The sequence below is a fragment of the Sphingorhabdus sp. genome (assembly GCF_044374345.1).
GTDB lineage: Bacteria > Pseudomonadota > Alphaproteobacteria > Sphingomonadales > Sphingomonadaceae > Sphingorhabdus_B.
The window spans coordinates 1-20,011 of sequence record NZ_JBILOS010000017.1 but is presented as its reverse complement, the minus strand read 5'-3'; the positions used below and the strand labels follow the sequence as shown (position 1 = coordinate 20,011).

At 58.0% G+C, this 20,011-nt stretch carries 22 protein-coding genes; 19 read left to right on the top strand and 3 right to left on the bottom strand.

What is annotated here, in order from left to right; genetic code table 11:
• The first annotated feature begins 20 nt into the window (after window positions 1–20).
• From ACIQ5B_RS03120 to ACIQ5B_RS03110, 3 genes are read left to right on the top strand one after another with little or no spacing between them, the layout of a single operon-like run.
• Complete coding sequence (locus ACIQ5B_RS03120) at window positions 21–1,343, top strand: amino acid permease (protein WP_397597745.1); 1,323 nt, start codon at window positions 21–23, stop codon at window positions 1,341–1,343.
• 39 nt (window positions 1,344–1,382) lie between these two features.
• A complete protein-coding gene (locus ACIQ5B_RS03115) occupies window positions 1,383–2,810 on the top strand; it encodes an NAD-dependent succinate-semialdehyde dehydrogenase (protein ID WP_397597744.1) in 1,428 nt (475 codons plus the stop codon).
• Entirely contained in the window at window positions 2,810–3,163 is a 354-nt protein-coding gene (locus ACIQ5B_RS03110; protein ID WP_397597758.1) for a YbaN family protein, read from the top strand. The genes ACIQ5B_RS03115 and ACIQ5B_RS03110 overlap by 1 nt, the downstream gene beginning before the upstream one ends.
• Here the strand turns inward: ACIQ5B_RS03110 and ACIQ5B_RS03105 are convergent.
• Window positions 3,160–3,675: a sterol desaturase family protein gene (locus tag ACIQ5B_RS03105; protein ID WP_397597743.1), complete on the bottom strand. Its 516-nt coding sequence runs from the start codon at window positions 3,673–3,675 to the stop codon at window positions 3,160–3,162. The two genes, ACIQ5B_RS03110 and ACIQ5B_RS03105, sit on opposite strands and share 4 nt — an antisense overlap.
• 94 nt (window positions 3,676–3,769) lie before the next feature.
• Between ACIQ5B_RS03105 and leuC the strand changes: the two genes are divergently transcribed.
• From leuC to grxD, 7 genes are all read left to right on the top strand, one after another.
• Window positions 3,770–5,200, top strand: a complete 1,431-nt coding sequence (leuC, locus tag ACIQ5B_RS03100; RefSeq protein WP_397597742.1) for a 3-isopropylmalate dehydratase large subunit — start codon at window positions 3,770–3,772, stop codon at window positions 5,198–5,200.
• A gap of 110 nt (window positions 5,201–5,310) precedes the next feature.
• Entirely contained in the window at window positions 5,311–5,517 is a 207-nt protein-coding gene (locus tag ACIQ5B_RS03095; protein WP_397597741.1) for an isopropylmalate isomerase, read from the top strand.
• A gap of 4 nt (window positions 5,518–5,521) precedes the next feature.
• Window positions 5,522–6,115 carry a 3-isopropylmalate dehydratase small subunit gene (gene leuD, locus ACIQ5B_RS03090; protein WP_397597740.1) on the top strand — a complete coding sequence of 198 codons (594 nt, stop codon included), beginning with the start codon at window positions 5,522–5,524 and terminating at the stop codon, window positions 6,113–6,115.
• A 9-nt stretch (window positions 6,116–6,124) separates the two neighbouring features.
• Window positions 6,125–7,120 (top strand): NADPH:quinone oxidoreductase family protein, encoded by a 996-nt coding sequence (locus tag ACIQ5B_RS03085; RefSeq protein ID WP_397597739.1) that lies wholly within the window; start codon window positions 6,125–6,127, stop codon window positions 7,118–7,120.
• 67 nt (window positions 7,121–7,187) lie between these two features.
• Window positions 7,188–7,511 (top strand): DUF1476 domain-containing protein, encoded by a 324-nt coding sequence (locus ACIQ5B_RS03080; protein ID WP_324479171.1) that lies wholly within the window; start codon window positions 7,188–7,190, stop codon window positions 7,509–7,511.
• Window positions 7,511–7,741 (top strand): BolA family transcriptional regulator, encoded by a 231-nt coding sequence (locus ACIQ5B_RS03075; protein WP_333569679.1) that lies wholly within the window; start codon window positions 7,511–7,513, stop codon window positions 7,739–7,741. The genes ACIQ5B_RS03080 and ACIQ5B_RS03075 overlap by 1 nt, the downstream gene beginning before the upstream one ends.
• 10 nt (window positions 7,742–7,751) lie before the next feature.
• Entirely contained in the window at window positions 7,752–8,084 is a 333-nt protein-coding gene (grxD, locus tag ACIQ5B_RS03070; RefSeq protein WP_395629040.1) for a Grx4 family monothiol glutaredoxin, read from the top strand.
• Window positions 8,085–8,096: 12 nt separating this feature from the next.
• Here the strand turns inward: grxD and ACIQ5B_RS03065 are convergent, their stop codons facing one another.
• Window positions 8,097–9,347, bottom strand: coding sequence for an MFS transporter (locus ACIQ5B_RS03065; RefSeq protein WP_397597738.1), 1,251 nt, complete (start codon window positions 9,345–9,347; stop codon window positions 8,097–8,099).
• A 95-nt stretch (window positions 9,348–9,442) separates the two neighbouring features.
• On the opposite strand from ACIQ5B_RS03065, the gene ACIQ5B_RS03060 reads away from it, so the two are divergent.
• The 9 genes from ACIQ5B_RS03060 (at window position 9,443) to ACIQ5B_RS03020 (ending at window position 17,713) form a co-directional block, all read left to right on the top strand.
• Complete coding sequence (locus ACIQ5B_RS03060) at window positions 9,443–10,516, top strand: YeiH family protein (RefSeq protein WP_397597737.1); 1,074 nt, start codon at window positions 9,443–9,445, stop codon at window positions 10,514–10,516.
• Complete coding sequence (locus ACIQ5B_RS03055) at window positions 10,513–12,015, top strand: glycerol-3-phosphate dehydrogenase (RefSeq protein ID WP_397597736.1); 1,503 nt, start codon at window positions 10,513–10,515, stop codon at window positions 12,013–12,015. Before ACIQ5B_RS03060 ends, ACIQ5B_RS03055 begins: the two co-directional genes overlap by 4 nt.
• A 158-nt stretch (window positions 12,016–12,173) precedes the next feature.
• Window positions 12,174–12,587: an SUF system Fe-S cluster assembly regulator gene (locus ACIQ5B_RS03050; protein ID WP_397597735.1), complete on the top strand. Its 414-nt coding sequence runs from the start codon at window positions 12,174–12,176 to the stop codon at window positions 12,585–12,587.
• Complete coding sequence (gene sufB, locus ACIQ5B_RS03045) at window positions 12,584–14,086, top strand: Fe-S cluster assembly protein SufB (RefSeq protein ID WP_183939061.1); 1,503 nt, start codon at window positions 12,584–12,586, stop codon at window positions 14,084–14,086. The genes ACIQ5B_RS03050 and sufB overlap by 4 nt, the downstream gene beginning before the upstream one ends.
• Before the next feature lie 52 nt (window positions 14,087–14,138).
• On the top strand, window positions 14,139–14,978 hold the full coding sequence (sufC, locus tag ACIQ5B_RS03040; RefSeq protein WP_397597734.1) for a Fe-S cluster assembly ATPase SufC: 840 nt from the start codon (window positions 14,139–14,141) through the stop codon (window positions 14,976–14,978).
• Window positions 14,979–14,980: 2 nt separating this feature from the next.
• Complete coding sequence (locus ACIQ5B_RS03035) at window positions 14,981–15,703, top strand: SufD family Fe-S cluster assembly protein (RefSeq protein ID WP_397597733.1); 723 nt, start codon at window positions 14,981–14,983, stop codon at window positions 15,701–15,703.
• Window positions 15,700–16,896, top strand: coding sequence for an aminotransferase class V-fold PLP-dependent enzyme (locus tag ACIQ5B_RS03030; RefSeq protein ID WP_397597732.1), 1,197 nt, complete (start codon window positions 15,700–15,702; stop codon window positions 16,894–16,896). The genes ACIQ5B_RS03035 and ACIQ5B_RS03030 overlap by 4 nt, the downstream gene beginning before the upstream one ends.
• Entirely contained in the window at window positions 16,893–17,360 is a 468-nt protein-coding gene (locus ACIQ5B_RS03025) for an SUF system Fe-S cluster assembly protein (RefSeq protein WP_306064587.1), read from the top strand. The genes ACIQ5B_RS03030 and ACIQ5B_RS03025 overlap by 4 nt, the downstream gene beginning before the upstream one ends.
• Entirely contained in the window at window positions 17,357–17,713 is a 357-nt protein-coding gene (locus ACIQ5B_RS03020) for an iron-sulfur cluster assembly accessory protein (RefSeq protein WP_183939052.1), read from the top strand. Before ACIQ5B_RS03025 ends, ACIQ5B_RS03020 begins: the two co-directional genes overlap by 4 nt.
• Here the strand turns inward: ACIQ5B_RS03020 and ACIQ5B_RS03015 are convergent.
• Window positions 17,710–19,905: a S8 family peptidase gene (locus ACIQ5B_RS03015; RefSeq protein ID WP_397597731.1), complete on the bottom strand. Its 2,196-nt coding sequence runs from the start codon at window positions 19,903–19,905 to the stop codon at window positions 17,710–17,712. The two genes, ACIQ5B_RS03020 and ACIQ5B_RS03015, sit on opposite strands and share 4 nt — an antisense overlap.
• Window positions 19,906–20,011 lie beyond the last annotated feature (106 nt).

The following is a 20,011-nucleotide window of genomic DNA, read 5'->3' as shown; positions in this document are numbered from 1 at the left end:
ACCGAAACAGGGGAATTTAAGTGACGCAGAATACAGCCGAAGCAAGCCGTCCGATGGGATTTTGGATGGCACTTGCGCTCGTCATGGGCAGCATGATTGGGTCAGGCGTATTCCTGTTACCCGCGAGCCTTGCGCCCTTGGGGTGGAATTCCGTTATTGGATGGTTGATCACCATAGGTGGCGCATTGTGCGTGGCATCGGTATTTGGCGCTTTAAGCAAGGCGTTGCCAAAGGCGGGTGGACCATATGCTTACACGCGCGCGGCCTTCGGCGACGGCGCAGGCTTTGCAATTGCATGGGCCTATTGGATATCGATGTGGGTCGGTAACGCCGCCATCGCCACCGCTGCGGTCAGTTATCTGAGCCAATTGTTTCCGGTTGTCGGAACGCATGGCGTATCGTCCGCCGTGACGATCGCGATTATTTGGGCATTTACGCTCATCAACATTCGCGGAACCAAGCTTGCGGGGCAAGTTCAGATCGTCTGGACGATCGCAAAGCTGCTGCCTCTGGTCGCGGTGATCGGGCTTGCTGCTTATGTCCTTGCGACCCAAGGCACGGCGCTTGTCCGGCCATTTGTGACCGCAGACATTTCCGCGACCAGTATTTCCACCGCCACCATATTAACCCTATGGGCCATGCTTGGGCTTGAGCTCGCGACCGTGCCTGCCGACAAGGTGCAGGACCCCGAACGCACCATCAACCGCGCGACGCTTTTTGGAACCGCCGGCGCTGGCATCATTTATATCCTCGTCTGCTCCGCGGTGGTCCTGATGCTGCCTGTCGCCATCACCAGCGTATCGGCGGCGCCATTTGCGGACTTTGTAAATATATATGCGGGCACCAATGCCGGCACCGCTATCGCCGCGGTCGGCGCGATCAGCGCACTTGGCGCGTTGAACGGCTGGATCATGTGTCAGGCCGAGATGCCCGCCGCTTTGGCGCGCGACGGACTGTTCCCGGCATTTCTGGGCAAAGCAGGCGCCAATGGTACGCCGCGTAACGCCCATCTGTTTACCTCAACACTTTTGACGCTGGTCATCCTAATGAACAGCAGCCGGTCAATGTCGTCGATGTTCGAATTTCTCATCTTACTCACCACGGCCATTGTTCTGGTGATGTATTTCGGGTGCGCTGCCGCTGCGTTCCGCTTGATGACAAAAGGACAGTTGCCGGGCAAAGCGGGTTTCAAAGCCATATTGTTGCTCGCCGCACTATATTCCTGCTGGACGATCTATGGTGCGGGGGCCGAAGCCTTGATCTGGGGCGTTGCTTTATTGCTGGCTGGGTTCCCGGTTTTCTGGCTGTTGAAGCTTGCAAGGGGTTCCAAACCTACCAGCTGACGCCTACATGCAGAAGACAAGAAATTTGCGGGACATTCGATGAGCTATACTACCGATCTCGGCCTTTATATTGATGGCAGCTGGCGCAAGGGCGAAGGCCGCGACTGTCACACCGTCATAAATCCGGCGACTGGCGAAACGCTCGCTCAGTTGCCGCTGGCGACCGCGGCAGACCTCGACGAAGCGCTTGCCGCAACAGCAAAGGGTTTTGCACATTGGCGCGGCGTCGATGTAAATGCCCGCGCCGCAATATTGCATAAGGTTGCCGATCTCATCCGAGAGCGGGCAGAGGGCATCGCCGTTCTGCTTACGACCGAACAGGGCAAGCCACTCGCCGAAGCGCGGACGGAGGTTCTATCCTGCGCCGCGCAGTTTGATTATTTCGCCGAAGAGGCCAAGCGCAGCTATGGCCGCGTTCTCGTCCGGCCAACAGGACAACGCGCGATTGTGCTGAAACAGCCCGTCGGACCCGTTGCCGCATTTTCACCATGGAATTTCCCGGTCAATTTGATGTGCAAGAAAATGGCGGCAGCGCTCGCTGCGGGCTGCTCGATCATCGCCAAGCCACCCGAAGAAACACCAGCAAGTACAAGCGGCATCATGCAGTGCGTCATCGACGGCGGCGTTCCGGGTAATGTTGCCCAGCTGATTTATGGCGTTCCCGATATGGTGAGCCGCCACCTGATCGCATCGCCGATCATCCGCAAGGTCAGCTTCACAGGGTCTGTGCCTGTGGGCAAACATTTGCTGAAGCTTGCGGCAGACGGCGTCAAGCGCACCACCATGGAATTGGGTGGCCATGCGCCTGTGCTCATTTTCGATGATTGCGACCTTGAAAAAGCCATCACCTTGTCGGCCACCACCAAGTTCCGAAACGCCGGACAAGTGTGCATTTCACCGACGCGTTTCTATGTGCAGGAGGGCGTCTACGACCGCTTTGTCGCCGGCTTTGCTGCGCATACGAAGAATGTGCAGGTCGGCAATGGATTGGATGCTGGTACCGTCATGGGCCCACTGGCCAATGCGCGGCGGCCCTCGGCCATCGCCGCCCTTGTGGAAGATGCAACGTCAAAGGGCGCGAAGCTGTTGGCGGGCGGCACGCGCGGCGAACAGGGCTATTTCTTTCAGCCGACGGTGCTCGCGGACGTTCCCATGTCCGCAGACGTCATGGACAATGAACCATTTGGTCCCGTTGCATTGATGCGGCCATTCAAGACGTTGGACGAAGCCATTGAACAGGCAAACCGCCTGCCCTTTGGCCTTGCCGCTTATGCCTTCACCGAAAACGCGCGGCAGGCGAACCTTGTCGCCGATGCGTTGGATACCGGCATGGTTGGCCTCAACAGCTTTGTGATTTCCATGCCTGACGCGCCCTTTGGCGGGGTCAAGGAATCCGGCTTTGGCAGCGAAGGCGGGCCCGAGGGTCTCGACAGCTATTATGTGACCAAAGCGGTCCATCAATATTGATACAGCGGCAGCTCTGGCTGATTGGTGGGCTGTGCGCTCTGGCGCTTGGCACCGTTGGCATAGCGCTGCCGTTGCTGCCGACCGTACCCTTTATGATATTGGCGGCCTTTTGTTTTGCGCGCAGCAGCCCGGCGCTTGAAGCCCGGTTGATGAATCACCCTGCCTTTGGGCATCATATTGTTGCATGGCGCGAAAAAGGGGTGGTGAGCAGACGCGGCAAATGGTCGGCAACCGTCGCCTTTGGCGTCAGCATAGCGATTGGTTTGATCACGTTGGCATTGCCGTGGTCGTTAATCCCACTGGGCGTTGCAATATTGTGTCTTGGCTGGATTTGGCGACAGCCCGAAGCTTAAATCGCTGCGTCGCGGACTATTGCGGTCCCGGCCTCGCGTTGTTTTTTCAGATCCGCCTTCAACTTTGCAGGATCACGCGCAAATACGAAACCAAAGCTGACACCGCCTTCCTTGCCGATGGTGGCATGGTGCAATTTGTGCGCCTGAACCAGCCGCTTGGCATAACCACTGCGCGGCACATATTTAAAGTAACGCTGATGCACGAGGCCATCATGCACCACGGTGTAGATGATGCCGTAAAATAGCACGCCAAGGCCAATCCACGTCGCAGGCTCCCAAGCTTTCTCACCAAGCAACAAAGGGCTGCCAATCGCAAATAAGGAGATGCTCGTCACCGCGCCGACAATCCCATAAAGATCGTTCTTTTCCAGCGCATTATCATGTGGCTCGTGATGGTCACGGTGCCAGCCCCAGCCCCAGCCGTGCATGATATATTTATGGCTCGACCACGCCACCCATTCCATGACGAAGACGGTGCCAAGCACAATGAGGATGATGCTGATAATGCTCATATTGTTCCCATTAGACGCAAACAGCGGAATATTGAAGTGCAACGATTGTCACCTCACTTGATTTCGCTGCAATCAGTTCTATGGCACTTTTATTATGTCCACACCGCAAACACTGTACGAAAAAATCTGGAACGCCCATGTCGTCGAACAACGCGACGATGGTACGTGCCTGATCTTCATTGACCGCCACCTTGTGCACGAAGTGACCAGTCCGCAGGCTTTTGAAGGCCTAAGGGCGGCAGGACGCCGTGTCCGCAGACCGGATTTGACATTGGCTGTGCCGGACCACAACCTGCCCACCACCGCGCGTCTGGACAGCCACGGGCAACCGATCCCGATTGCGGACCCGGAAAGCGCCCAGCAATTGGAAGCGCTGGAGCGAAACGCGCCGGAGTTCGGCATCGACTATATAAATGCCTCCGATGCCAAGCAGGGTATCGTCCATGTTGTCGGGCCAGAGCAGGGCTTTTCCCTTCCCGGCACGACGATTGTGTGCGGTGACAGCCACACCGCGTGCCATGGTGGTCTGGGCGCTTTGGCATTCGGCATTGGTACATCTGAGGTCGAGCATGTTCTGGCGACGCAGACGCTCCAACTGACACGTTCAAAGTCCATGGAAGTACGCGTCGAGGGCGAATTGCGCGCAGGTGTGTCCGCCAAGGACGTGGTGCTGCATATCACCGGCGTACTTGGTGCGGCCGGCGGCAGCGGCCATGTTATCGAATATACCGGATCCGTCATCCGCGCGCTCAGCGTCGAAGGGCGGCTGACCATTTCCAACATGGCCATTGAACATGGCGCGCGCGCGGGCCTCGTGGCACCCGACGACACCACTTTTGCGTATATCAAGGGCCGGCCCATGGCGCCGTCAGGCGCAGATTGGGACGCAGCGGTTGCCTATTGGCGCACACTCGCGACCGACCCGGGTGCAACATATGACAAGGTCGTATCGATTGATGCGGCCGATATCGCACCCAGCGTCACATGGGGGACAAGCCCCGAAGATGTGTTGCCGATTACAGGCATCGTCCCCGATCCGTCCGCCTTTGCCGATCCGTCCAAGCAGGAAGCCGCGCGCAAATCGCTGGATTATATGGGGCTGACACCCGGCACGCGGATGACCGATATCGAAGTGCAGAATATCTTCATCGGCAGCTGCACCAACAGCCGCATCGAAGATCTGCGCGCCGCCGCTGAAATCTTAAAAGGCCGCAAAAAGGCAGCAAACGTCAAATGGGCGATTGTCGTGCCCGGCAGCGGCCTTGTGAAGCAGCAGGCCGAGGATGAGGGTCTAGACCGGATATTTACCGATGCTGGGTTCGAATGGCGCGAGCCGGGCTGCTCGGCTTGTTTGGGGATGAACCCGGACAAGGTGCCCGCTGGCGAACGTTGCGCATCAACCAGCAACCGGAATTTCGTCGGCCGCCAAGGCCCAGGCGCACGCACCCATCTGGTCAGCCCGGCAATGGCGGCGGCGGCTGCAGTTGCTGGCAAGCTAACGGATGTCCGTGCGTTCGCCAATTAAGGGTGACGCATGCGCGGCACTGCTGGCCTTTGCTACAGTGCAGTTGAAGCTATTCCCTTTACTTGTCACAAATGCCGAAGCTAAAGCAGTTGGCATCAAGGAAGAGGCTTATGACCAATAAAAAATCCAACAATGGCGACACATGGTCGACCACAGCCAAGGTTGGCGCTGCAGTAGGTTCGGCGGCATTGATGGCGGCTTTGATTTACGCAGGACGCCGCAGTCTGACCCAGAAAAAGGGGAAGCTGGAACCAATGTCGCCTGAACCCGAAGTGGCGCCGATGACGCACAATCAGCCCAAGACGGACACGGACTAAAGGCATGAAAGCGATAAGCCGTGTTGAGGGCCGGGCCTATCCCGTCGGTTTGAAGAATGTCGACACCGACGTGATCATACCGGCGGCGTGGCTTAAAACCATTAGCCGCGCTGGATTGGGCAAGGGCGCGTTCGAAACTTTGCGCGCGGTGCCGGGCAACGTGTTTGACGACCCGGAATATGCCGGTGCGCCAATATTGATTGCGGGCGACAATTTCGGTTGCGGATCGAGCCGCGAACATGCGGCGTGGGCCATGGCCGATATGGGCATATCCGCGGTTATTGCGCCAAGCTTTTCCGACATATTTTCGGGCAATGCGTTCAAGAATGGTTTGCTCGCCATCGTCCTTCCGCAGGCGGCGATTGACCGTTTGATGGAAGTCGCACGGACCGATGACATTCACATCGATCTGGAAACACAAACCGTGACCACGCCGTTTCAGGACCGGTTCGAATTTGAAATCGACCCATTCCGTAAACATTGCCTGATCAACGGTGTAGACGAAATCGGCCTGACGCTGAAAAGCAGCGACGCGATTTCGGTGTACGAAGCCAAATTATCTGCGAACCGGCCCTGGCTGGCGCCAAACCCCGTTTAGGAGAGAGACATGCGCGCTTTATTATCGACCGCAAGCGGCGGCCCAGAAACCCTTGTCATGGGCGAACTGCCTGAACCCACCGCCGGACCCGGTCAGGTTGTGGTCGCGGTAAAGGCCTGTTCGATTAATTTTCCCGACACGCTGATGATTGTCGACCTCTATCAATTCAAGCCTGAGCGTCCCTTTGCGCCGGGCGGCGAAATTGCGGGCACAGTCGAAGCCATCGGCGAAGGCGTGACCGGCTTTGCCATTGGCGACCGCGTCATTGGCCTATGTGGCAATGGCGGCCTGACCGAAAAAGTCGCGGTCGCCGCGTTCAATTGCTTCAAAATGCCTGACGCCATGTCCTTTGACGATGGCGCAGCTTTGTTGATGACCTATGGCACATCAATCCATGCGCTGAAGGATCGCGGCCATATGAAGTCGGGTGACAATGTCCTTGTGCTTGGCGGCGCAGGCGGCATCGGGATTTCGGCCATTGAACTGGCCAAGGCATTTGGCGGCCGTGTGGTCGCTGGTGTCTCCAGCGAGGCAAAGGCAGACATTGCGCGCGAAGCAGGCGCTGACGAAGTGGTCATCTACCCGCACCAGCCGTTCGACAAGGACCAGTCGAAAGCTGTCGCCGAACTGTTCAAAGCGGCCGCTGGCCGGGACGGATATAATATCATTTATGACACCGTGGGTGGCGACTATAGCGAACCTGCCGTCCGGTCGATTGCGTGGGAAGGCAAGTTTCTCGTGGTTGGCTTTCCCGCCGGGATCGCGAAATTGCCATTGAACCTCACATTGCTGAAAAGCTGCGACGTGTGCGGCGTTTTCTGGGGCGCCTTTGCGGCACGTACGCCGCAGAAAAATCACGCCAACATTGCAGAGCTGTTTGACTTATATGCAGCCGGCAAGATCAAACCGCGCATTTCGGAAACATTCGCACTTGCGGACGCCGGAACAGCAATCGCACGCTTGGGTGACCGGGCAGCTGTTGGAAAACTGGTCGTACACATTTAACAAGACCGGCCTTGTTGCGCGACGATGCAGGCATTATCTTTGAACAACAGCAAATTGGAACGGCATGATGACAACTTTCGACAATCGCGAAAAAGCCTTTGAAAACAAGTTCGCACATGATGCGGACCTGTTGTTCAAGATTACTGCCCGCCGCAACAAGCTGGTGGGTCAGTGGGCAGCCGAAAAAATGGGCCTGACCCCCGAAGAAACCACAGCCTATGCGACATCAGTCGTGCAGGCGGACTTTGAAGAAGCGGGCGACGAAGACGTCATCCGTAAGCTACTTGGCGATTTGACATCAGCCGGTATCGACGTGGATGACGCGATGATCCGCGCTGCGCTCGAAGACAAAATGGTGGAAGCCCGCCGTCAATTTATCGAGCCTGCATAATGGCGATGCACGCGCACGAAATTGAGGAAATGATTCAAGCAGCGCTTCCCGATGCTTTTGTCGAAATCACTGACCTTGCGGGCGACGGCAACCATTATGCCGCGCGCGTCGTCAGCGAAAGCTTTCGCGGCATGCCGCGCGTAAAACAGCACAAGGCCGTGTATGACGCCCTGGGCGGACGCATGGGCGGTGTCTTGCATGCCCTTCAGCTGACAACAGCCATTCCCTGATTATTGGAGTATTGAAATGAGCGTTAACGAACGGATCGATGAGATCGTCAAAGGCAATGATGTCGTCCTTTTCATGAAAGGTTCGCCATTGTTTCCGCAGTGCGGATTTTCCAGCAAGGCGATCGCCATTCTAGACCATCTGAATGTCGCCTATGAAAGCGTCGACGTCTTGCAGGATATGGAAATCCGTGCAGGCATCAAAGATTATAGCGATTGGCCAACAATCCCGCAGCTGTACGTCAAGGGCGAGTTCCTCGGTGGTTCGGACATCATGATGGAAATGTACGAAGCGGGCGAACTGCAAGCAATTGTGGACGCAGAAGGCCTAGCGAAGGCTGGCTAAGCCGCCCCGGTATCAAGCGGGGGCGGGTTCAACCCCGCCTTCCGCGCGGCGGATATGCGGCAGCAACAGGTGCAGCCAGCCTAATGCCAGCAGATAAGAAACAGCCGCAAAGATAAATAAAGGGGTGTAGCCAAGCCCCGCCGCCAAAACAGCGCCAGTCACCAATTGGATCAGGGCGCCGCCCATATTCCCCATAAAAGCCCCAAAGGCCGTTACGCGGCCAACCTTTGCGCGCGGCACAACATCGGTAATGATGGAAAATATCGACAGGGAAAAACCCTGATGTCCGGCCATGACGACGCCCATCATGATCGCCACTGGCCAGAATGAATCCAGCGTAAGTACGAACGGCAGCGGCACGACGATCGCGGCAGAACCCAGCATGATTGTCTTGCGTACGCGGTTGACGCTCCAGCCAGCTTCCAAAAGTCGTGTCGACAGCCAGCCTGCGAACAATGCCCCCGCGCCCGAGCCAAAAAAAGCGATGGCCAAAGGTATTGCGAGTTCGCTGGTCGTAAGGCCGAATTCCTTGCGATAAAAATCGGGTAGCCAGAAATTTATGAGCCACCATGTTGCATCGGACAGCGCCTTCGCGATGACAATCGCCCACGTACGCCGTTCAAATAATATCGGCCCATATGGCGCGCCGCCATCGGAAAAGTCGCGATTGGCATCTTCAGCCTGATCATCAAATTTTACGCCGCGTGCGAACCACAGCCATAACGCAAGCGTGACAAAGCCACCGATGCCCCCAAAGATAAGCGCGCCTCGCCACCCCCAGATGGCCGCGATCACGGGAATGAAAAAGGGCATGGCAATTGTACCAAGGCCCGCAATTGCCGTGCCTACCCCAAAAGCAAACGACCGTTTGTCTGCTGGGAACAAGGTCGCAACAGTCTTGATGGTCAGCGGTGTCTGCACCGCCTCGGTCGCACCAAGCCCGATGCGCGCGGCGACAACATGCCATCCGGCAATCGCCCACCCATGTGCCATGGCCGCAAGGCTCCAGGTCGTCACACCCGCTACCATCGATCGCAACACGCCCAATTTGTCCACCAGCCAGCCAGTGAACAAAAATGACAGTGCAGCCGCAACCTGCGTTACAAAAGCCAGATTGGCAAAATCCGTATCGCTCCAGCCGAGATCAGCGGATATGTCAGGCTTAAGGATCGCAATGACCGGCCGATCCATCGCATTGAAGATACCCGCGACACATAACAATCCGAAAAGGATCCATCGCAATGTTGGTGTGATAGGCTTCACTTCGCTTCACCCCTGCGCATGACTGTGTCCACTTGGCGTATAGTTCATCCCGCTTTATGCTGGAACTTCTGATGCATCTGCCTATAGAAGGCCATATGACACCGCAAGACATAAACGCGAATTATATCGCTGACCTGTATGGCGAGACCTATCTTGCCGAGGACCATCCGGCGCCGCGCAAACGATTGATGATCGGCGCATTGTTCCCGGGCCTTGCTATCGTCGGTATCGCGTCGGTCGCAGCGACTTGGTTCTCTGAACATTATGCCATGCCCGTCATATTGGCCGGGCTTCTGCTTGGTCTGGCGCTCAATTTTATATCGGCTGAGCAAAAGGTCCACCCGGGCCTCGATTTCTGCGGCACTTCTTGTTTGCGGTGGGGCATCGTTCTGCTGGGGACCCAGGTCACCGTCATGCAGATTGGCGGATTGGGTGCACTCGCCTTTCTGGGGTTGGTGTGCATCATGGCGCTGGTGATGGGTGCGGGCCTGTTCGGCGCGCGACTATCTGGGCAAAGCAATTATGCAGGCTGGCTTGCGGGCGGCGCAACGGCGATTTGTGGCGCATCCGCGGCCTTGGCCATCTACGCCGTTATTGGCCGCGAGCGGCTGAACCAGAACCAATTCACGCTGACGTTGGTGGGCGTTTCGCTCGCCAGTGCTATCGCCATGTCCTTTTACCCCCTCATCGCGGCGCAGCTTGCCTTCACGGATCGTCAGGCGGGTTTCCTGATGGGCGCTGCGATACATGACGTCGCGCAGTCGCTGGGCGGTGGTTATAGTTTTTCCCAATCCGCCGGTGAAACGGCTACCATCGTAAAGCTGTCGCGCGTGGCCTTGCTGGCCCCCGCAGTGGCGCTCATTGGCCTCGCCATCGGCTCGGGCATTGGCCAATCGAAAAGCCTTGCGGCGAAGTTGAAACTGCCGTGGTTCATCATCGCGTTTTTCGCGGTGGTTGCCGTCAACTCGTTTGTCGACGCGCCGAAATGGGTGGCCGAATATGGCCTGCTGGCATCCAAGGCGATGCTCTTGTTCGCCGTTACCGCAACCGCTATGCGGTCACGGCTTGATCTGTTACTCGGGCAAGGCTGGAAAGCGATGCTGCCCGTGATGCTCGCCACCTTGACCGCTTTCTTCGCCGCGGCGACCTTTGCTTGGGGATTTTTATGAGCCAGCCAATTTTTGACCTCGCCGTAATCGGCGGCGGCATAAACGGTGCGGGCATTGCGCGCGACGCCGCGGGGCGAGGCGCAAAGGTGGTCTTGCTCGAGCGCGGTGATCTTGCGCGCGGCACATCCTCTGCATCGACAAAACTTATTCACGGCGGGCTGCGCTATCTTGAGCATTATGAATTCGCGCTGGTGCGGGAATCGTTGATTGAGCGCGAGCGGTTGTGGGCCATTGCGCCGCACATCATTTGGCCGCTGCGCTTCATCCTGCCGCATCAAAAGGGCATTCGGCCCGCGTGGCTCGTCCGCTTGGGCCTGTTTTTATATGACCATATTGGCGGCCGCAAACTGCTCCCCGCGACCCGCACCGTAAAGCTTGCGTCTGAACCCGCCGGTAAGCCGCTGAAGCCCCAATTCACAACTGCGTTCGAATATTCCGATTGCTGGGTCGATGACGCGCGACTGGTGATCTTTAACGCCATGGACGCAGCGCAACATGGCGCAGAAATCCGCACGCATTGCGAAGTCACGCACATCGAACGACGCGACGGCATCTGGCATATCGAAATTGCAGGCCAGCCGCCTATACAGGCGCGCGCCGTTGCCAACGCGGCAGGGCCAGCAGTGCTTGAACTGCTTGCGCGCACCACCGGGCGTCAACGCAATGCAGCCGAAACCATCCGGCTTGTGCGCGGGTCACATATCGTTGTGCGCAAAATGTTCGATACGCCGCAGGCTTATTTCTGCCAAAATCCCGATGGCCGGATATTCTTCGCCATTCCGTATGAGGATGACTTCACCCTGATCGGCACGACCGATGCCGATCACAAAGGTTCGCTCAACGACATTATCGCGACGCCCGAAGAAATCGATTATATCTGCGAATCTGCTGGCGCCTATTTCAAACAAGCCATCACGGCAGCGGACGTCATATATAGCTATGCCGGTGTTCGTCCGCTGGTCGATGACGGGTCGGGCAAGCCCGAAACCGCATCGCGCGGTTACCATTTTGAAGTCGACGTTGATGCCGACGGGCAAGCGCCGATCCTATCTGTCTTCGGCGGAAAGATTACAACATACCGCCACTTGGCCGAAAGCGCCGTCAAAAAGCTCGCCGGAACTATGCCTATTCTCGATGGGCGAAGCTGGACGCTCCAAAAGCCGCTTCCCGGTGGCGATTTTCCGACCGATGGTGCCGATGAATTGGCGGATGAACTGCGGCGCGCATACCCGTTTCTGCCTGCGTCCCTCACCCATCGCTGGGTGCGCAGCTATGGGACGCTGACGCGAGCGATTCTGGCCGATGCACACGCCATCACAGATCTCGGCACGCATTTTGGCCATGGGCTATATGCGCGCGAAGTCGACTATTTGATCGCCCAGGAATGGGCGCGCTCCGCAAGCGACATATTGTGGCGGCGCAGTAAGCTGGGCCTGCGTTTTTCTGCTGAAGAAACACAGAGATTGGAAAGCTACGTCGCCGGCAAATTACGGAAATAACGCGGCTTAACCCCAAAAAATATCGTGAATGTTTAAAAGCGCATGCGGCTGGGCAAGGAAAACTACCGCGATATCTTATCCTTTCTGGGTTGATTTCCGCGGATAAAGGGACCATCTGCCCCCAATCGGAGTAAATTTATCTGATTAGGGACGTTGTTATGCGTTTGTCGAATATGGCAGATTATGCAGTGGTGGTTATGAGCGCGGCTTCGCGCCATTGCGGCTCTGCGCGCGTATCTGCGACGGACCTTGCGACCGAAACTGGCCTTGCGCTGCCCACGACTCAAAAGCTGGTGAGCATGTTGACCAAGGCGGGCCTTTTGCGTTCGGCACGTGGCACGGGGGGTGGCATCACGCTTGCCCGTCCTGCTGCGGCCATCAACCTGGCGGATATTATTGAGGCCGTCGAAGGCCCAATTGCGATGACCGCGTGCTGCGATACGCATAAACACGCCTTGGGTCAGCATTGCGCGAAAGAAGGCAGCTGCCACGTCCAATCGCATTGGCCCGCCGTCAACAACGCTGTGCGCGGTGCGCTTGCGCAAATCAATTTGGCAGGACTGACGCGATGACCGACGATATTGAAATCAAAGACAAGGCAGCATGGGACGCCGCCGAAAAGGTTGCTGATTACGAGCATGGCTGGTCGTCGGACATCGAAACCGATTTCGCGCCAAAGGGCCTGAACGAAGATACCGTCCGCTTCATTTCGGCAAAAAAGAATGAGCCTGAATGGATGCTCGAATGGCGGCTTAAGGCCTTTGCCATGTGGAAAACGATGGAAGCGCCGGATTGGGCCAAGCTCAATGTCCCGCCGATCGATTATCAGGACGCCTATTATTATGCCGCGCCCAAGGCGAAGCCGAAGCTGAATTCACTGGATGAGGTCGATCCCGAAATCCTGCGCGTTTACGAAAAGCTGGGCATTCCGATTGCCGAGCAGAAGTTGCTCGCCGGTGTCGAAGGCGGCGAAGATGGTGGCTTGCCTCAACGCCGCGTCGCGGTTGATGCCGTGTTTGACAGCGTGTCGGTCGCCACAACCTTCCGCGCCGAATTGGAGCGGGCTGGCGTTATTTTCCGCAGCATTTCGGAAGCGATTAAGGAATATCCTGATCTCGTCCGCAAATATCTCGGCAAGATTGTGCCGATGCACGACAATTATTTCGCCACGCTGAATTGCGCCGTCTTTTCCGACGGGACGTTCGTCTACATCCCCGAAGGCGTGCGCTGCCCGATGGAGCTGTCCACCTATTTCCGTATCAACGCGGAAAATACGGGGCAGTTCGAACGGACATTAATCGTCGCCGACAAGGGCAGCTATGTCAGCTACCTCGAAGGCTGCACCGCGCCAATGCGCGACGAAAACCAGCTGCACGCCGCCGTGGTCGAACTGGTCGCCCTGGACGATGCCGAAATCAAATATTCGACCGTGCAAAACTGGTATCCCGGCGACGCGGAAGGCAAAGGCGGCATCTATAATTTCGTGACCAAGCGCGCATTGTGTCAGGGACGGAACAGCAAGGTGAGCTGGACCCAGGTGGAAACCGGCAGCGCGGTGACATGGAAATATCCAAGCTGCGTATTGAACGGCGAAAACAGCGTCGGCGAATTTTACTCGGTCGCGGTGACCAACAATCACCAGCAGGCCGACACCGGCACCAAGATGATCCACAATGGTAAGGGTTCGCGCTCGACCATCGTCAGCAAGGGCATCAGCGCCGGACACAGCAACAACACCTATCGCGGACTTGTGCGCGTTGCGCCCAATGCCGAAGGCGTGCGCAACTTCACCCAATGTGACTCGCTGCTGCTCGGGTCTTTGAGCGGCGCACACACCGTCCCCTATATCGAGGTCCGCAACCCAAGCGCGCAGATCGAGCATGAGGCGACGACGAGCAAGATTTCGGACGACCAGATGTTCTACGCAATGGCCCGCGGCCTGAATGCCGAAGAAGCGGTCGCGCTGATCGTCAACGGCTTTGCCAAAGAAGTGCTGCAGCAACTGCCGATGGAATTCGCGGTTGAGGCGCAGAAGTTGTTGGGCATCAGCCTTGAGGGGAGCGTGGGGTGAGGCATTTTCGCCTCTCCAACGCAAAACGATTTAACGGAAAAACAGACGTCATATGCTCCAGATAAATAACCTCCACGCCAATGTTGGCGACAAGCCTATCCTTAAGGGCCTCACGCTCTCGCTGAACGCGGGCGAGATCCATGCGATCATGGGACCGAACGGCGCGGGAAAATCGACGCTGGGCTATGTGCTTTCGGGTCGCCCCGGTTATGAGGTGACCGAGGGTTCGGTGACCTTTACGCCACCCGTGCTCCCCGGCGAAGGCCGGGGTCCAGAACCTCAAACAGACGACCCGGGGGCCGCACTGGACCCCGGCCTTCGCCGGGGCACACAGGAGCCTATCGACCTGCTCGCCCTCGAACCACATGAGCGCGCCGCCGCAGGTCTGTTCTTGGGCTTTCAATATCCGGTCGAAATTCCCGGCGTGTCGAACGTCCAGTTCCTGCGCGAGGCGCTCAATGCGCAGCGCAAATATCGCGGTGAGGCGCCGCTGACCGGTGGTGAATTCCTGAAGGTCGCACGCGAACAGGCAGGCGCGCTTGGCATGGATATGGAGATGCTTAAGCGTCCCGTGAATGTCGGCTTTTCCGGCGGCGAGAAGAAGCGCAACGAAATGGTGCAGATGGGTATCATCGACCCGGCGCTCGCGATCCTTGATGAAACCGACAGCGGCCTCGACATCGACGCGCTGCGCACAGTGGGCGATGGCATCAACCGCATCATGCGCAAGCCGGACAAGGCTGTGCTGCTGATCACCCATTATCAGCGGCTGCTCGATTATGTGAAACCCGACTTTGTCCATGTCCTCGCCGATGGCCGCATCACGCGGACCGGCGGTGCCGACCTCGCGCTTGAGCTGGAGCGTGACGGATATAAGGAATTGGCGGCTTGAGCATGTCCGCGCCAACCCGCCACAATGAAGCATGGCGCTACAGCGACATTGCCGCCGTCGAGGCGGCGTGGCCATTGCCTGCACCCGAAAGCATCATCGTACCTGCGGGTGGAGCCTTTGCGCGGACCATCATTCAAGACGGCGGCTCGATTCATCAATTGGACATCGCGATTGGCAAAGGCGCCGCCGCCGCCATCCATGTGCTGAATACAGGCGGCGATTATGGGCGGGTGGAGTTGAACGTCACACTGCACGAGGGTGCTGATTTCAAACTTGGCGCGGTGCAAATTGGTGGCGGCACGCAAACGCTTGAGGTCATCACCACCGTTACCCATGCCGAACCCGGCGCGACATCATCGCAGATTGTCCGCTCCGTCTTGGCGGGTACAGCGACCGGCACCTATCTCGGCAAAGTAGCCGTGGCACGCGATGCCCAGCAAACCGACAGCGTACAGTCCGTCAAAGCGATGCTGCTGGACCGCAGCGCGACCGCCAACGCCAAGCCCGAACTCGAAATTTATGCCGACGACGTCAAATGCGCGCATGGCTGCGCGATTGGCGAGTTGGACGCCATGGGACTTTTCTATCTGCAAGCGCGCGGCATTACCCCTGCCGAGGCAAAGAAGCTGATGTTGCAGGCCTTTGTCGCGGGCGTGTTTGAAGGCGCGGCCGATGAAGAGGCGCTGACCGAAACGGCGTTGGCCAAATTGGGGGATTTGGTGTGACCACCACCGCCCTTCGTGACCAATTCCCCGGCCTTGCGAACAACTGGCATTATCTCGACACCGCCGCGACGGCGCAAAAACCGCAGGTCGTGCTCGACGCGATGATGCGTGCCGGTGGCGCCGATTATGCCACCGTCCACCGCGGCGTCTATGCCCGCTCGGCCAATATGACCGTCGCGTTTGAGGCGGCGCGTGAGCGCGTGGCGCGGTTCATCGGCGCAGCATCACCGAACGAAGTCGTGTTCGTGCGCGGCGCGACCGAGGGCATCAATTTGGTCGCACAAAGCTGGGGCCCCGCCAATCTGACCGCTGGCGACCGCATCATGCTCAGCCAGTTGGAGCATCACAGCAATATCGTGCCGTGGCAGATGCTCGCGGAAAAGGTCGGCGCGCATATCGACGTCTGCCCACTGACCGGCGACGGCCTGATTGACCTCGACTGGCTGGAAGCGAACCTGACTGCACAGCACAAGCTCGTCGCGCTCGCGCATGTGTCCAATGTGCTTGGGTCGGTCCTTGGCGTAAAGCGTGCGGCCAAGGCTGCACATGCTGTTGGTGCCAAGCTCATGCTCGATGGCTGTCAGGCCGCACCGCGTATGCGGCTGAACATGGCCGAGCTGGACTGCGACTTTTACGTCATGTCCGGCCACAAATTATATGGCCCAACCGGCGTTGGCGTGTTGTGGGCAAAGGCGGAAACGCTGGATTCCATGCCGCCATGGCAGGGCGGCGGTGCGATGATTGATCGTGTGACCTTTGAGAAGACGACTTACGCCCCGGCGCCATCGCGTTTTGAGGCGGGCACCCCGATGATTATCGAGGTAATCGGCCTGCACGCCGCGATCGACTTTATCGACAGCTTTGGTCCCGAGGCGATATTTGCGCATGAAAGCGCGCTCGCGGCGCAAACGCGCGATGCTTTGCGCGGTATCAATTCGGTCACCTTATACGGTCCGGAAAAGTCCGCTGGCATCGTGTCCTTCAGCATGGAGGGCATCCATCCGCACGACATCGGCACGATATTGGACGAAGAAAATGTCGCGATTCGTGCCGGCCATCACTGCGCACAACCGCTGATGGACCATCTGGGCATCCCCGCGACCGCGCGGGCGAGCTTTGGTATTTATAATGACGAACATGATGTCGCAGCGCTGGTGCGCGGGCTGGAACGGGTGAAAAGGATTTTTGGATGAACGAGAACATCCGGATAGAAGAAGTTGATAGCGTCGAAAAGCCGCCCCGTGCGCGCGTGGAAAACGCCGTCGAAACGCCTGGCGAGACTTTGGCCCGTAAGAAGGATTATCTGGAGGGCTTTCTCGCGCAGAAACCTGCTGCGCCATCACCGGGCGAACCCGACGGCGATTTATACGAAGCGGTCATTGCCGCGCTTAAGGAAATTTACGACCCGGAAATTCCGGTGAACATTTATGACCTTGGCCTGATTTACAATGTCGAGATCAATGACGGCCATGCGCTCGTATCGATGACACTGACGACCCCGCATTGCCCGGTGGCGGAATCCATGCCGGGAGAAGTTGAACTGCGCGTTGGCGCGGTGCCGGGCATTGGTGATGCTGAAGTAAATTTGGTCTGGGAACCTGCATGGTCGCCCGCCAATATGACCGATGAAGCCCGTCTGGAGCTTGGAATGTTATGACCGATGTAAAGACCCGCGTTCGCCCCGCTGCAGTCATCCTGACGCCCGCGTCGGAAGCGCGGATTGCCGAGCTGATGTCCAAGGCACCCGAAGGCGCGATTGGCGTAAAGCTATCCACGCCGCGTCGGGGCTGTTCGGGCCTTGCGTACTCGGTCGACTATGTGTCCGAAGCCATCGCTTTTGATGAAAAAATCGAAACGCCGGGCGGCGTGCTCTATATCGATGGCGGCTCGGTGCTTTATCTCGTCGGATCCATCATGGATTGGGTCGAAGATGAATTCGCCGCTGGCTTTGTCTTCAATAATCCTAACGCCACCGGCAGTTGTGGCTGCGGCGAAAGCTTTACCGTTTAAAAACCGAACTGCAGCCGGAACGCCACGCCGATGTCATCCGGCGCACTTTCAAAATGCCCCGGCTCCTGTCGCCAGAACAGGTTTGACGAGACATAGCCGCCGCTTATTGGCAATATCCACACAATCTCGCTCGCGATCTCGCGCCCTTGCGGGGCAAGGCTGAAGCGTCTGATGCCGAATGTCGGCGTAAGCGTGGCATAATCATAGGCAACAGGCACATTCAGCGCGAGGCCGCCGCTGGTGACGCGCAGCGGTTGGGCCAACCGAAACGCCAGCCGGTCGCCATAGGCAAATGCGTTGGCCCGTGTGACGTCAAAGGAAAATGCGTTGCTCTTCAGCAGGCTTTGTCCCGTCAATGTCGACCCCGCATTGGCATAGGTCCACCCTTGCCGCCAACTGGTGCCGATGGACCAGCCCTGTCCCAAGGTCGCTTCCATATTGCCGTCGACGAACAGGCTGCGCGCACCGCTGCGGCCGATGAAGTTGGCAAAGCGGGCACCAAGGATCGTTTCATCCTCCCGCATCCAATTAGCACCCAGCGCCAGTCTGGCCGGCCCGATCTTACGATCCAGCGACAGCCCTAATGCTGCATAGGGATATTCGCGTGTACCGCGGCGGAGATATTCGTCGCCGGCGCCTTGATACAGACGGGCGTCGCCATGTTCGACGCTACCCGTCAGTCCGAAAGCACCCAATTTCTGTCGCAGGGCAAAGGAATTGCCCGGCTGGCGCTCAAAGCCGCCCTCCATCCGCGCCTCACCAGCGGTCAAAAAGGCGCTGCTGGCCATATCTTGCAAGGCCACAACCTGATGGGCGGCCGTTTGCCGGATGCCCAAGCTAAAGCGGGTATCTTTGCTAATATCTGCGCTCACCCGGCCTGCCAACAACCGCGCTTGTCGCGCTTGCCCGTCCGAAAGCGCGAGCGGTAATATGCTGGCTGAGCCAACGCCGCTGTCGCTGATCGAAAATGCAATTTGGGTTGTGCCAAGAACCGCGCTGACCGCCCGGTCCTGATGGATAAGCGCAGGCGTTAACCTTAACCGGGGCGCAGTGGCATTCAATCCATGCGCAAGGTCGATATCATATGCACGGCCATAGCTATCCAGGATCACCGCATTCACGGGACGATTGGACATCGCGACATCACCCATCGGGCCACTTGTTGTGCCACCATCACCCGAAAGCGGTACGGCTATTGTTGTGCCCGCCAATGAGGTCGTTCCGGAGGGCGCAAAGGCGCGCCCAATATCCAATATGCCGCGTCCGTAAATTGCGTCGGTGCCGGGGTCGCCCGCATCGCGCGCTGATGACAAGAGCAGACTTACAATCTGTGCGCCCGTGAGATTGGGAAAGGCTTGCGCCAACAAAGCTGCAGCTCCGGAAATCTGTGGCGCAGAAAATGATGTACCGTTGAAAACTCTAACAAGCGTCTGGCCATTCTCGACGAAACGATAGATGGTGTCGTTTTGGTATTCGCAGCAAATGCCTTGCCCCAATGCGGACAACACTGCATTTTGCGCGACACCCGCCTTGTTACTAAACTTGGATATGACATCATTGTCATCGACAGATGTCGAAATGATAACAAGCCCGTTTCCGTTGGCCAAAAGAGCTTGCGCAAAGGGGCTTGGGCTGTTCGGGTCAAAGGCAGGCGCAGCTTCATTGCCCTCATTACCAGCGGATACAACGACCACGATTCCGGCTAAGGTCGCGCGATTTATAGCAGCCTGTAGTACCGTACTCGCACCGCCCCCACCGCCGAGGGAAATGTTAATAACACGCGCGCCATTGTCGACCGCGCGGTCGACCCCGGCTGCAATGGATGTGTCCAGAAAGGAACATGAAGCCGCATCTTGGCCGGGGGCTGCCGTGGTACAGCTTCCCGCCTGATCCGCCCGAAGCGCCAATATTGTCGCATTAAAGGCAATGCCATGTACATCGCGATCATCTTTGGCGGCTGCAATGACCCGCGTTACCGCAGTACCGTGCCCGTCGTCATCACCAAGTGGCCTACCCGCACCCGTTACGTCGCCTGACTGTGCATGAATGCGGCCAGCGAACTCGTGGCTATTAGGATCAATCCCTGAATCGATCACACCAACGGTTGCGCCTCGCCCGGTAGCACCTGCCTGATAAGCAGTGATCGCACGGTGAACGCTCGGCCCATCTGACTGAAAATATTCGAGTGTCATGAAATTCGTCGGCGGCGGCGGCGGCGGCGGCGGGGGGGGAGGTGGCGGGGGTGGCGGTGGCGGTGGCGGGGGCGGTGGCGGTGGCGGTGGCGGTGGCGGTGGCGGC

Bases quoted from the DNA above. Each gene is read 5' to 3' on its own strand.
- ACIQ5B_RS03115 (WP_397597744.1), top strand. From the start codon at position 1,383: ATGAGCTATACTACCGATCTCGGCCTTTATATTGATGGCAGCTGGCGC.
- ACIQ5B_RS03105 (WP_397597743.1), bottom strand. From the start codon at position 3,675: ATGAGCATTATCAGCATCATCCTCATTGTGCTTGGCACCGTCTTCGTC.
- leuC (WP_397597742.1), top strand. From the start codon at position 3,770: ATGTCCACACCGCAAACACTGTACGAAAAAATCTGGAACGCCCATGTC.
- ACIQ5B_RS03095 (WP_397597741.1), top strand. From the start codon at position 5,311: ATGACCAATAAAAAATCCAACAATGGCGACACATGGTCGACCACAGCC.
- leuD (WP_397597740.1), top strand. From the start codon at position 5,522: ATGAAAGCGATAAGCCGTGTTGAGGGCCGGGCCTATCCCGTCGGTTTG.
- ACIQ5B_RS03085 (WP_397597739.1), top strand. From the start codon at position 6,125: ATGCGCGCTTTATTATCGACCGCAAGCGGCGGCCCAGAAACCCTTGTC.
- ACIQ5B_RS03080 (WP_324479171.1), top strand. From the start codon at position 7,188: ATGACAACTTTCGACAATCGCGAAAAAGCCTTTGAAAACAAGTTCGCA.
- ACIQ5B_RS03075 (WP_333569679.1), top strand. From the start codon at position 7,511: ATGGCGATGCACGCGCACGAAATTGAGGAAATGATTCAAGCAGCGCTT.
- ACIQ5B_RS03060 (WP_397597737.1), top strand. From the start codon at position 9,443: ATGACACCGCAAGACATAAACGCGAATTATATCGCTGACCTGTATGGC.
- ACIQ5B_RS03055 (WP_397597736.1), top strand. From the start codon at position 10,513: ATGAGCCAGCCAATTTTTGACCTCGCCGTAATCGGCGGCGGCATAAAC.
- ACIQ5B_RS03050 (WP_397597735.1), top strand. From the start codon at position 12,174: ATGCGTTTGTCGAATATGGCAGATTATGCAGTGGTGGTTATGAGCGCG.
- sufB (WP_183939061.1), top strand. From the start codon at position 12,584: ATGACCGACGATATTGAAATCAAAGACAAGGCAGCATGGGACGCCGCC.
- sufC (WP_397597734.1), top strand. From the start codon at position 14,139: ATGCTCCAGATAAATAACCTCCACGCCAATGTTGGCGACAAGCCTATC.
- ACIQ5B_RS03035 (WP_397597733.1), top strand. From the start codon at position 14,981: ATGTCCGCGCCAACCCGCCACAATGAAGCATGGCGCTACAGCGACATT.
- ACIQ5B_RS03025 (WP_306064587.1), top strand. From the start codon at position 16,893: ATGAACGAGAACATCCGGATAGAAGAAGTTGATAGCGTCGAAAAGCCG.
- ACIQ5B_RS03020 (WP_183939052.1), top strand. From the start codon at position 17,357: ATGACCGATGTAAAGACCCGCGTTCGCCCCGCTGCAGTCATCCTGACG.
- ACIQ5B_RS03015 (WP_397597731.1), bottom strand. From the start codon at position 19,905: ATGACACTCGAATATTTTCAGTCAGATGGGCCGAGCGTTCACCGTGCG.